This is a genomic window from Sphingobacterium sp. lm-10 (assembly GCF_023554555.1).
Lineage (GTDB): Bacteria > Bacteroidota > Bacteroidia > Sphingobacteriales > Sphingobacteriaceae > Sphingobacterium.
The window spans coordinates 335,238-347,594 of the sequence record NZ_JAMJWC010000001.1 but is presented as its reverse complement, the minus strand read 5'-3'; the positions used below and the strand labels follow the sequence as shown (position 1 = coordinate 347,594).

Below are 12,357 nucleotides of genomic sequence, written 5' to 3'. Positions count from 1 at the left end.
GGAAAAGATGTCAAAAAGAGATTACTACGACGTATTAGGTGTTTCAAGAGGAGCAGAAGCCGCAGAGATTAAGTCTTCTTACCGCAAGCTTGCGATTAAGCACCACCCGGACAAAAATCCGGATGATGCAGCAGCAGAAGAAAAATTTAAGGAAGCTGCGGAAGCCTACGAGGTACTTAGCAATCCGGAGAAACGCAGACGCTACGATCAATTTGGTCATGCAGGAAATAGTGCTGCCGGTGGATATGGGGGCGGTGCAGGCGGCATGAACATGGATGATATCTTCAGCCAATTTGGAGATATTTTCGGTGGCGGCGGTGGCGGCAATCCGTTTGAAGGCTTTTTCGGCGGTGGCGGCTCACGTGGTGGCGGTCGTCGTGTACAACGCGGATCCAATTTACGCGTAAAAATAAAACTCACGCTGGAAGAAGTTGCCCAGGGTGTAGAGAAAAAAATTAAAGTCAACAAACAGGTCGCTTGCCAGACATGTGATGGCACTGGTGCCAAAGACAAGAGCTCTTACCACACGTGTAGCACCTGTAATGGCTCTGGCTCGGTAAGACGTGTCACCAACACCATTCTTGGCCAGATGCAAACGACTAGCACTTGTCCGACTTGTAATGGAGAAGGCATCGAAATCACCGCTAAATGTACTACTTGTAAAGGTGAGGGCTTGACACGTAGTGATGAGAACATCACCATCAATATTCCAGCTGGCGTAAGCGAAGGCATGCAATTGTCTATGAGTGGCAAAGGTAATGCAGCTCCTCGTGGCGGCATCCCTGGAGATTTGATCATTCTTGTGGAAGAAACTCCTCACGAGTCGTTGAAACGCGATGGCATCAATGTAATTTACGATTTGTATATCAATTTTGCAGATGCAGCATTAGGCACTAGTGTAGAGATCCCAACCATCGATGGTAAGGCAAAGATCAAGATCGAGCCCGGCACACAAGGCGGCAAAATTTTACGCCTGAAAGGTAAAGGACTTCCAGAAGTCAACTCCTATCATAAAGGTGATCAATTGGTTTACGTAAATGTCTGGACACCAAAAGCAGTTTCTAAGGAAGAGCGTGATGTCTTAGAAAAATTGAAAGAATCTTCTAATTTCAAGCCACAACCTGGTAAGAATGAAAAGTCATTCTTTGAGCGCATCAAAGAATATTTCGAATAATAGTCAGCGTTCCTATCTGCCTACCGATAGGAAATACAAAATTGCTAGTATTAAAGAGGTTGCCATTGTGGCAACCTCTTTGTATTTTTAGCCAATCTCCGTAAAAATTAATAAACGCTTGTAGCGAAGCGCTACTAACAACCGTATAATGGGTAAATAAAAAATTACTATAATAAAAAGACTAACGTAAAATCTACATGAAACAATTAGTGAACTTAAAGAAAGCTTGTGCGATAGCACTGAGCGTGGTGTTGTTTGGAAGCTGTATGAAAAATGAGGAGCCCGCTCCTGCCGTTCCGGGTTCTAGAATTTCTGTTATAAATGCATATTCTCCACTTTCAGGAACACAATTAAGATTTGTTGACCAAACATTGGGAACCCTTCGGTATAGCGAAAATTCAGGCGCACTTTTCAATACCAATTTGAACGATCTAACACTAACAGTTCTTAATCAAACAACTAATCAAATTTTGATAGATAAAGCACCTATCAGAACTGCAGTCGACAAATACTATTCGGCATATATCTATGGAAAAGCTATTCCTGCAAAATTTCTATTACTTAACGACACCCCAGATCAAAGCACCGAAACCAAAACAAGAATTCGATTTTTGAATTTAGGAGAAGGAGTAGAAGCAGTAGATCTATTTATTGGTGGCCAAAAGGTAGAGACTTTAAGTAATCGCGTTCCGGAAACCCAAGCAAATGCAGTGACTAGCGAGAGGTTTATCCTTAGCCCGAGGGATGCGGGTGCAGCTGATATTATAGTTAAAACGCTGGATGGACAAGAGTTAGCAAAACTAGCATCATATGATTTTAGATCAAATAGTTATATTTCCATCGTTTTACTAGGAGATAAAGCTTCTACAGGCGAAAGTGCAGAGGAAAAGGCAAAAGCTTTAAAAATTGGCGTGTTCTTCTCTGGTCAATAGACCTTTCAAGCGAATGATATTAACCCCCATATTTTTATAAAAATATGGGGGTTTTCGCATATGCGCAATTTACTTTAACGCCTATATCTTTGATATAGGCGTTTTGCTTTTTCATAGTCATTCGATCTCGTCGAGGGCATTTCTTTACAAAAATATCTCAGAAACTTACACCAACCTCTTATTTGGCAGCCAGCGCGAAGCTACCTGCCATACCAAAGTGTAGTTATGACACAATTGCAGTCTTATGTAATATTATAGCTTTGGAGAGAGATAGGCTATAAATACGTATGAAATCCCATTTTTATGAAATCAGAATTATACAAAAAATCGCATAAAACAAGTGATTTTAGTGCATTTTGCACGAATATTGCTTCATTTTAGATGGAAAAGTGAAGAAAATCTTCATTTTCAAAATTTTTAAAATCAATATTACATATCTATGAAAGTACTTGTAATTGGAGGGGGGAATATGGGCTTCACCTACGCGGAAGCTATTGCAAAATCTACTATTTTAAAGACTAACGATCTGATGATTTTAGACAAATCAGAGGAACGGGTAGCCGAACTATCACGCAATCCATTGTTGGATGGTTATACGGAGCTTAGTGCCTGCTTGCCCGAGGCAGACGTGATATTTATTGCAGTCAAACCGAATCATGCACAAGGTTTGATGGAGGAAATGAAACCGTTTGTAAATGACGAACAGGTCTTTGTTTCCATCATGGCGGGCGTCACCATCAAAGTGATACAAGAAGGACTCGGCATGACAAAAGTTATTCGTGCCATGCCTAACCTGCCTGCACAAGTTGGATTAGGAATGACGTCCTTTACCGCATCCAAAGAGGTTTCTCGATTGGAGCGTTCTACGATCAAACAGTTATTAGACACAACCGGTCGCTCTATTTATTTAGATACCGAAAATGACATCGACGCTTCTACAGGAATCTCCGGTAGCGGCCCCGCTTACATTTTTTATTTTATGCAATCCATGATGGAGGCAGCACAACAAATGGGATTCTCTGGTAGAGAAGCACGTACTTTAGTGTACCAGACATTTGCAGGCGCTGTGGAGCTTTTCGGTTCATCCGATTTAGATCCAAATGCCTGGATGGCCAAAGTAGCCTCCAAAGGTGGCACTACACAAGCTGCGCTGGACTCCATGGAAGATAATAACGTAAAAGAACAAATTAAAGAGGCCGCTTATGCTGCATTCAACCGAGCGGTAGAATTGGGAAAAGAATTTAACCATGCATAATACAACAGAGAAAGATTCTAAAACTATAAAGCGTGTAGTCATCAAAGTGGGGACACACGTTATCACGAATAAAGACAATCGCATCGTAGAAAAGGTGCTTCAAAAATTGGTAGACCAGATTGCCTACCTACATGAACAAGACATCATGACCGTGTTGGTATCATCTGGCTCCGTGATCGCCGGAAAAGAGGTGATGCGTCATCAGTTGAAAACAGATGATAAAATTATTCGTCGCCAGGTATTCTCCGCGATTGGACAACCGCGTATGATGCGGCATTATTATACCTTATTTCGTTCCTACGGAATAAGATGCGCGCAGGTGCTGGCTACGAAAAGAGATTTTGATGCTGGTCCCCACCGCGAGAATATGATTAACTGTTACGAGGGGCTACTTCAGGAAGGCGTTGTGCCAATTGCCAATGAAGATGATGCTGTATCCTTATCGATGTCCACTTTTACGGACAATGATGAATTAGCGAGCTTGGTAGCAGAACTAATTCAGGCAGATATGCTTATCCTATTGACGGATGCCGACGGCTTCTTCAGCGGGCATCCGGAGGATCCGGACAGTGAGTTACTGAGTCACATCAGTGCGGATGAGCCCGTGGAGCAATTCGTACAAGAAAGCACCAAGGGCGAAGCACAAGGTCGTGGTGGTATGAAATCCAAACTAAATATTGCCAAAAAGACCGCCAATCTGGGCATTACCACCTATATTGCAAATGGTAAACGACCAAATGTCGTGCTCGATATTGTGAATGGCATGGACGTGGGTACGAAGTTTACTGTGTAGTCCAAAAACTGATTAATATATTAAAAAGAAAAGATAACATGAAACGTTTACATACAGACATTAAAAATCAGGTGTTGACGTCAATGATCAACATATTAGACAATAGTCGCACGGAAATTCTAGCGGCGAACGCAGAAGATATTGCCAATTTTCAGGGGCAGGATCAGGCTCTTTATGACCGATTGCTGGTTAATGACAAGAAAATCGACGAGATGATCCGTGCGGTTCGCGCAGTAGCCGGACAGGAAGATCCTGTTGGCAAAACCATCTCCGATCTTACTTTAGAAAATGGTTTACACATCGTTAATCAGACAGCGCCATTCGGTACCATCATGATTATCTATGAATCACGACCGGATGTGACTATCGAGGCGGCGGTACTTGCTTTTAAAGCGAATAACCGTATCTTATTGAAAGGTGGCAAAGAAGCAGTACATACCAATCAGGCGCTCGTAGATTGTTGGCATCGTGCCTTAGCTGAACATGAGTTACCAAAAGATTGGATTCAACTGCTCACACTAAACCGGGAAGATACACAGGAGTTTTTACGCAACCCTCCGCAAAGGCTAGATCTTATCGTACCCCGAGGTGGCGAACGATTGATTGCTTTCGTAAAAGAACATGCACGCTGTGCAGTATTGATTAGTGGGCGAGGCAATAACTTTGCTTACATCAGCGGGGATGCCGATTGGGAGATGGCTTTAAAAGTGGTCGTGCATTCCAAAATCGATAAGATCAGTGCTTGCAACGCGTTAGATAAAATTTTGATCAATCCGGCCTTGCCGAATTTTGAAGAAAGAGTACGGGAGTTAGGTAAGCATTTTGCCAAAGAATCTGTCGAGATATTGGCCGATGAGCCGCTTCGCAGCTATTTTGCTTCCTCCCAATCGCTTCCAGATGAGGCTTGGCACGAAGAATTTCTGGCGAAAAAGATTGCTATCGGTTTGGCAGCTGATCTTCCTGCCGCGGTCGAGAAAATCAACAACTGTAGTGGCGGGCATTCGGCGATCATCTTTAGTACCGACACACAAAAAGCACAAGCTTTTATGGAGCAGGTAGACTGTGCTGCCGTATATCATAATGCATCGACACGCTTCACCGACGGCGGGCAAATGGGCGTTGGTGCAGAGTTAGCCATTAGTACGGATAAATTGCATCATCGTGGTCCACTTGGTTTAGAGCAATTGGTCACCAACAAGTACTATGTATTTGGAGAAGGACAAGTCCGGGAATAGGGATTTCAACGGTCTATCATGGTTACTTTCTATCAAGACAGCTTGGATAAGTAAAAATGCTACTTTTTAAATTAAAAGTAACCTAAAAACGTCATTGCGAGAAGGAGGAACGACGACGACGCAATCTTATGTTCGTAAAATTCAGATTGCTTCGTCATACTTCCTCGCAATGACGCATTTTTTAAGGTCTTCGATTATCTAGTTTGGACAATTAAATATACTACAAATAAAGGCATCCCGATTAGGATGCCTTTATTTATTTATTCTCTATCGTCCCACCAGGAGTTGAGCAGTTCTTGATTTTCTTCTACCCACTCCCGGGCAGTTTCTTTTTCATTTTTACTGGCTTCCATCCGCGTCAATAAATCTGACAACACATCCTCCTCAAAAAAAGCATGTTGAAAATAGCGATAAACGGCTGGATAATCCAACTCAAAATCCTCGCGCACGAATGTTTCTATATGCTCGGTATCGCCGTATATCTTCTTTGGATCTTCTAAAAACTTCACATCATATCGCCCAAAAAGCCAGTGCGGTTGCCATGCCGTTACGACAATCCATCGTTGCTCGTCTATCGCTTTCTGCAGCTCGGAAGCCATCGCAATCATTGAAGAATTTAACTGTCGATAATCCAAATCATAGGCCATTATAACGCTATCCGTGTAGGTCGCCATGCCAGATCCACGTTCAATACCAACTATCCGACCACCGAACTTATCTTTATTGTCGTTCAGTTCTTCGATGGAATTGATATCAACATATTTCGGCACTACCAATCCCAAGCGAGCTCCTTCGTAATTAATACCAGCACTCTTTATATGACCAAAAGGTGCCACTTTATCACCATGGGTAGTGGGAAGCCACACGTTCATAAACACATCGGTATCGCCATTATCCATGGAAGCCAATAATAAGTTTGGAGCCGCTTTATGCGTTACCACCAGATAACCTTTCTGCGTCAGGAACTCTTTGGTTACAAGGGTCATGGCATTACCTTCTGCCCAACCCTCAACCATTCCCATACTAATACGCTTACCGATCCTTCCCCCGCAACTTCCAAACAATAGAAAGAGGCCAAGATAGAAGCAAACAAAATATATTATACGTCTCATTTTACACTCATTTTATTGCCAAAACCCTGTGTGATACGGTCCAGCACAATGGCTAAAATCACCACGGATAGACCGCTTTCAAACCCCAAACCAATATCGAGATTGTTAATTCCTTCCAGCACCTTCTCTCCTAACCCACCGGCGGCAATCATTCCGGCAATCACGACCATCGATAGCGATAGCAAGATGGTCTGATTAACACCTGTTAAAATTGTTTTAAGCGCCAAAGGCAATTCTACTTTAAACAAGATCTGCTTTTGCGTAGCTCCTAATGAGCGTGCCGCCTCCAATACATCTGCCGGCACTTGTTGGATGCCCAAAGCGGTTAAGCGAACCGCAGGCGGCATAGCAAAAATAATGGTAGCAAAAGCGCCAGGCAGCTTTCCAATGCTAAAAAATAATACTGCAGGAATCAAATAAACAAACGCAGGCATGGTCTGCATCAAATCTAACAAAGGACGAATAACCCGATGAGCGGTGCTGTTTTTTGCCGACCAAATCCCCAAAGGAATAGCGATAATCAGCGCGATAATGGTGGATGAAATAATCAGCGCGAGTGTCTGCATGGTCTCTTCCCAGAAACCCATCAAATAAATTAGTGCTAAACCAGCCAATGTAAAGGCCGCGACACCACGACTGGCATAACGCCAGGCAGCGGCAGTAAATAAAGCAATCGTGATGAAAAAGGGAATCGTTACCAATACCCACTCAATACTTTCAATCCCAGCGTTACCCGATGTTTTTATAAAATCAAATACCGGTCGCAGGTTCGCCATTAACCATTTGACCGCGATGGCTATGTATTGTCCTATATCTATTGTCTTTTCCATGATTTAATTGTGGTTGGCATTTTCTTTCAATTCAGTGATCTCTTGCTCGTTAAAGCGCGTAGCTTCAATAACGACGGAATTTTGGGATACAATACCGAGCAAAGCTCCCGTATCCTTATTCGTGACGGCTATGGGTGAGCGCGTGGCCGTAATCAATGGCAGCATTTCTTCGACTGTCACGTCCGTTGTGACGGTGGGCACGTCCTTTTTCAGGACATTGACCACGGTAGCATCTTGTCGTTTTGCGCACTGAAGGACTTCGTTGACCCACACAAAACCTAAGAAAGTCTGATTATCGTCGACAACGGGTAGCACATCCAGTCCTGTTGTACGCATTTTCCTCAATGTTCCCTCTGGACCATCTTTGCCAAATCGCACGGTGGTTGGTTTTTTATGCATCAACGAGCCTGCCGTAATGATCGTCTTCCGATCTACCTTCTCCACAAAAGCTTCCACATACGGTGTGGCCGGATTAGTCAATATTTCCTCTGCTGTGCCAATCTGCTCGATAATACCGTCTTTCATAATCACAATACGATCACCTAACTTAATGGCTTCGTCCAAGTCATGCGTAACGAATACCACCGTCTTTTGCAATTTATTCTGCAGGCTGATCAATTCATCCTGCATTTCGGTTTTTATTAAAGGATCCAGAGCAGAAAATGCCTCATCCATCAGCAATACTTCGGGATCATTGGTTAGCGCACGCGCTAAACCTACACGCTGCTGCATACCTCCGGATAGCTGTGCAGGAGATTGCTGTTCAAAACCCTGCAGACCAACGGTATCTATCGCCTGTTGAGCCTTTTTTTCTCTTGTTTCAACATCCTCTCCTCGAATCTCCAAACCAAAAGCCACATTGTCTAATATACTTCGGTGTGGCAACAGTCCAAATTTTTGGAACACCATGCTCATCTCTGTACGACGTACGTCGAGCAGTTCCTTGTGGTTTTTTCGGGTAATATCGTTTCCATTTATGTAGATGTTACCCCCGGTTGGCTCAATCAAGCGATTCAGACAACGCAACAAGGTAGACTTTCCACTGCCGGATAATCCCATGATCACGAAGAACTCACCTTCATAAATCTCAAAATTTGCCTTGTTGATACCCACTGTACAATGAGTCTTAGCTAATATCTCTTTCTTGCTATGGCCTTCATTTAGCATCTTCAGTGCATTGTCTTTTTGCTTTCCGAAAATCAACACTAAATCTTCGACCTTAATTTTTACGGGTCTTTCTTCTTTCATAATAATTGTATGTTGAAAATAGCCATCACGGCTATCCTAAATTGGATGGATAACGATTGTTTCCAAATGTTACCTCAGATTGATAGGCTGTCGGCACCATCAGGTCTTTTAAAAAGCAGGATTACTAGGTAACTGCAAAAATTACCGCGCGCACGGAGGAATCTTCAAAGAGTTATTGCGCGAAGTTTTTCTGATTTTATAAAATAAGCAATAGTTGATATTGTATATTTTCTGTTTCCTCATTGCTGCAAAGATACAAAAAATAAAAAAAACGTCTTTTGGAGACGTTTTATACTTTATTAGGCTTGTTTTTTCGACCATACCAGATCATAAATCCGGTTACGGGAAGCGAAGCACATATTAAACTGACTAGAAAAGCAATAATCTTTGTTGGAAGATTAAAAATGGAGCCCACATGGATATCATAATTCGCCCCAACCATACGCTCACCGAGATTTTTGTCTTTGTAATCGTGTATGTGCAACAACTCGGCAGAATGTTCATCAAAGATTAGCTGACTCATCTTATGATAAGAGTAAGAAAGATGTTTAACATAAACTTCGAAGTTAGGATGAATATGATCATCCAAGTGATCATCTCCTAAATCCAATGCGAAGCCATAGCTGTCGGGGTAAAGACGTTTTACCTGATTAGCAACGGAATCAAGCGTGTAATCCGTGCGTACAGATTCTGGCGCTATAGTCGTGATATGCGAATGATCTGGAAATACCGTTTCTCCGCCCGAAAAAACAACATAAATAAAAGCCTGCACCACAAAAAAACAGTAAAACAAACCGGTAATAGAAAATATCAACGCAAAAATAGAGGCATAAAAACCAAGAATGTTGTGCAAATCGTAATTCTTACGCTTGGACTTGGTCGTCTTTTTCCAGTTAAATTGAAATCTTTGTCTTCGCCCCGCTTTATTGCGCGGCCACCATAGCACGATACCGGATATCAGCATAAATACAAATAAGCATACCGGAATCCCGACTACATATTTGCCCCATTCTGATTGCAGAAGAAAGCTAAAATGGATCATCTTAACAATATTGAAGAAGCCGATCTTCTCATCATACACGCGTAATACTTCTCCAGAATACGGATTTACGTAAATCAGCTTGTAGATCACCACTTCATCAAAGTAATGCCAGGCATCTGGGTTACGCTCATAGTAATAGTATTGGTAAGACACGGCTGGGTCGACGGGCACGTTTACCCAATGCAACGGATAATCTTCCGGACAGGCTTTCTCTACCCGATCTGCCAGTACAGAGATTGGGATAAGTTTTTTGGATTCTATATTGGGTTCGTGATGGTAAATGACGTCTTTCCGGGTAAAGCCTTCCAACTCATCCTTAAATACATACAAAGCACCTGTGATAGAAATAATTACTACGGGTATGCCAACAGCCAGGCCAAACCACAAGTGTAGTTTGGCCGACCATTTTTTAAATAATGACTTTTTTTTCTTTTTCTTCTCCTCTAACATTGATCTCTCCTCTTTTCGTTTGGTCGCTAGAAACGGTACGTAACGTTGCCAATTAAATTTCTAGTCGGTTGCGCATTTGCGGTACTGTACCCAATCCAGTACCGTTCATTTGTTAGGTTATCCATTCGCAGTCCAAAACGAAATTGTTGGTAATCGTAATACGCGTTAGCGTTTAACACCGTATACTTTGGTAATTCGAATACATCCGTAGTGGTATTAAATATCGGTACGGCACCCACGTGATTCCCCCCAAATCCAAAAGCCAAACCTTTGAGCACTCCATCCAGGAAATTGTAATTGGCGTAAAAGTTAGCCTGCCAAGGCGCTGCACCAGTAGTTGGGCGACGCCCCAATATGTTGGCATCAGAGCTTTCGCTAATACGCGAATCATTATAGCTCACGCCTCCAATCACGGTAAATCCTTTTACTAAATAGGCGTTTACTTCCAATTCTACCCCACGACTAGTGCGCTCACCCAATTGGTCCTGTACAAAATTGAAGGTACCAGGAATAGGGATTCCGGTGGATTGTATAGAATTTTGTACGGTAATATCATAATAACTTAAAGAGGCGTTAATACGACCTTTTAATAAATCTGCTTTTAGCCCTCCCTCCCATTGATTGGCTGTTTCTGGTCTCGACAATTCTACAGCACCCGATACATCGGTAAAAAAGTAACCGTTGGAGGTAAAACTATTCTGATAGTTGGCAAATACAGAAAATCTATCTTTTACAATTTCATACACCGCACCGAATTTCGGAGACCAACCCGACTGATTGTATGGTTCAGTAGGTGTATTATAGGAATTACCACCCAAGAAATCATTGTTTTCGTAACGCAAAGCCGCCATCAGATTTAAGCCAGGCATAACGGTCAACACGTTAGAGGCATAAAAGCTATACGTATCTTTATCGTTGATCAGTGGAAATGTTGCTGCATCAAAAGTACCTTGATCGCGCAGGTTCTGGTAGTAACTATCAACTAGTTCCCTATTGAACGTCGCATAATTACCCCCAACAAAGGGCACAAACTGTATGGTAGATGCGGAAAGGAACATTTGCCGATTATTAGTCCGCATGTAATCGCCTCCTACAACTAGTCTATTGCGCATATTGCCAATCTGCCCATCAAAATTAAAATTTTGCTGGATTTGAAAAATATCCTGATGGCTATTGATGGTAGATTGATCCGCTTGATGCAATCCTACCGGACCCGTATTCGCGAAAAGTTCTTGTCTTCCAACGTAGAAAAAAGGATTTCTGCCGTCCGATCGGTTATACGCTTTATTAACAGTCGTAGTGGATTGTATACGGTCGGATATTCTATAATGTGCGGTGGCGAATAGGTTACTAGTACGACCTCGATTATATAGTCCATCTCCAATGTAAGACTCTCGATATTGCATCCCTGTATCATCAGCGAGTTCCCTCATATTACGATATCCAAGTTGAGAGGGTGGAAACCAGAAGAATACATTTTGTTCTCCTATCGTTTTATTTTCGAAAAGCTCGTACTCTAAGTTGATGTCCAAGCGATCATTGACCCGCCAAGTCAGGCTTGGTGCCAAAGTAAACAACTGGTTCCTGGCATCCTTAATTTGAAAAGTTCCGGTGTTGGTATAAGCGCTGTTTAACCGAAAGAGCAGAGATTTATCTTCATTAAGTGGTGTATTGATATCGGCCTGTGCGCGGTAGTGGTTAAAGCTACCCCAAAATATCCCCACCTGTCCTCCAACTTCTTCAAAAGGCTTTTTGGTGACTCGATTGATAACACCGCCATACGACGTTGGCCCGGTACCAAATAAGGTAGCTGATGGGCCTTTCAACACCTCTATTTTCTCTACGTTAATCGCATCCATCGTTGAAGTAACAGGCGCTACATAGCCATCGCGCAATGAATTATTAGTCACAAAACCGCGTAAATTTACATACGCTCCGCCATCTCCTCCGCGGTTGGTGGCATTCCACATCTTTTGCAACCCGACTACGTTTCTAAAACCATCATCTACTGTAGTGATCTGTTGATTTTCTAAAGCGACACGATCAATAGAAGAAAATACTTGTGAATTCTCTATTGCTTTTAAAGGCATGCGGTTAACCGTTGGAGAATTCTTCTTAACATACCCGTCGATAATAACGTCCTCGACTTTTCGGGTAGTGCTGGTATCACGCATGCGCTGCGTGTCTCGTGGCTGTTGCGCAGAAAGCGTTTGTGAGGCAAATACCAAAGCAATTAAAGATAAACTATGCTTCATGACATAAAATTTGTCCGCAAATATATTCTTA

10 protein-coding genes are annotated in these 12,357 nt (G+C 42.5%); 5 read left to right on the top strand and 5 right to left on the bottom strand.

All coding sequences use genetic code 11. From position 1 onward, the window contains the following. The first annotated feature begins 7 nt into the window (after positions 1 to 7). The 5 genes from dnaJ (at position 8) to M8998_RS01400 (ending at position 5,389) form a co-directional block, all read left to right on the top strand. The gene (dnaJ, locus tag M8998_RS01420) at positions 8 to 1,174 is read left to right on the top strand and encodes a molecular chaperone DnaJ (RefSeq protein WP_249990202.1); all 1,167 of its coding nucleotides are present in this window, start codon (positions 8 to 10) and stop codon (positions 1,172 to 1,174) included. A gap of 197 nt (positions 1,175 to 1,371) precedes the next feature. Further along, positions 1,372 to 2,106: a DUF4397 domain-containing protein gene (locus M8998_RS01415; RefSeq protein ID WP_249990201.1), complete on the top strand. Its 735-nt coding sequence runs from the start codon at positions 1,372 to 1,374 to the stop codon at positions 2,104 to 2,106. 439 nt (positions 2,107 to 2,545) lie between these two features. Beyond that, positions 2,546 to 3,361, top strand: coding sequence for a pyrroline-5-carboxylate reductase (gene proC / locus M8998_RS01410; RefSeq protein ID WP_249990200.1), 816 nt, complete (start codon positions 2,546 to 2,548; stop codon positions 3,359 to 3,361). After that, positions 3,354 to 4,154: a glutamate 5-kinase gene (proB, locus tag M8998_RS01405; protein ID WP_249990199.1), complete on the top strand. Its 801-nt coding sequence runs from the start codon at positions 3,354 to 3,356 to the stop codon at positions 4,152 to 4,154. Before proC ends, proB begins: the two co-directional genes overlap by 8 nt. Positions 4,155 to 4,162: 8 nt before the next feature. Next, entirely contained in the window at positions 4,163 to 5,389 is a 1,227-nt protein-coding gene (locus M8998_RS01400; protein WP_284040266.1) for a glutamate-5-semialdehyde dehydrogenase, read from the top strand. Positions 5,390 to 5,649: 260 nt separating this feature from the next. Here the strand turns inward: M8998_RS01400 and M8998_RS01395 are convergent, their stop codons facing one another. The 5 genes from M8998_RS01395 to M8998_RS01375 form a co-directional block, all read right to left on the bottom strand. After that, complete coding sequence (locus M8998_RS01395; protein WP_249990197.1) at positions 5,650 to 6,501, bottom strand: glycine betaine ABC transporter substrate-binding protein; 852 nt, start codon at positions 6,499 to 6,501, stop codon at positions 5,650 to 5,652. Then, the gene (locus M8998_RS01390; RefSeq protein ID WP_249990196.1) at positions 6,498 to 7,331 is read right to left on the bottom strand and encodes an ABC transporter permease; all 834 of its coding nucleotides are present in this window, start codon (positions 7,329 to 7,331) and stop codon (positions 6,498 to 6,500) included. The genes M8998_RS01395 and M8998_RS01390 overlap by 4 nt, the downstream gene beginning before the upstream one ends. A 3-nt stretch (positions 7,332 to 7,334) precedes the next feature. After that, positions 7,335 to 8,579: a quaternary amine ABC transporter ATP-binding protein gene (locus M8998_RS01385; protein ID WP_249990195.1), complete on the bottom strand. Its 1,245-nt coding sequence runs from the start codon at positions 8,577 to 8,579 to the stop codon at positions 7,335 to 7,337. Between the two features lie 289 nt (positions 8,580 to 8,868). Further along, positions 8,869 to 10,071 (bottom strand): PepSY-associated TM helix domain-containing protein, encoded by a 1,203-nt coding sequence (locus M8998_RS01380; protein WP_249990194.1) that lies wholly within the window; start codon positions 10,069 to 10,071, stop codon positions 8,869 to 8,871. A gap of 26 nt (positions 10,072 to 10,097) precedes the next feature. Continuing rightward, complete coding sequence (locus M8998_RS01375) at positions 10,098 to 12,326, bottom strand: TonB-dependent siderophore receptor (protein ID WP_249990191.1); 2,229 nt, start codon at positions 12,324 to 12,326, stop codon at positions 10,098 to 10,100. Positions 12,327 to 12,357: the final 31 nt, after the last annotated feature.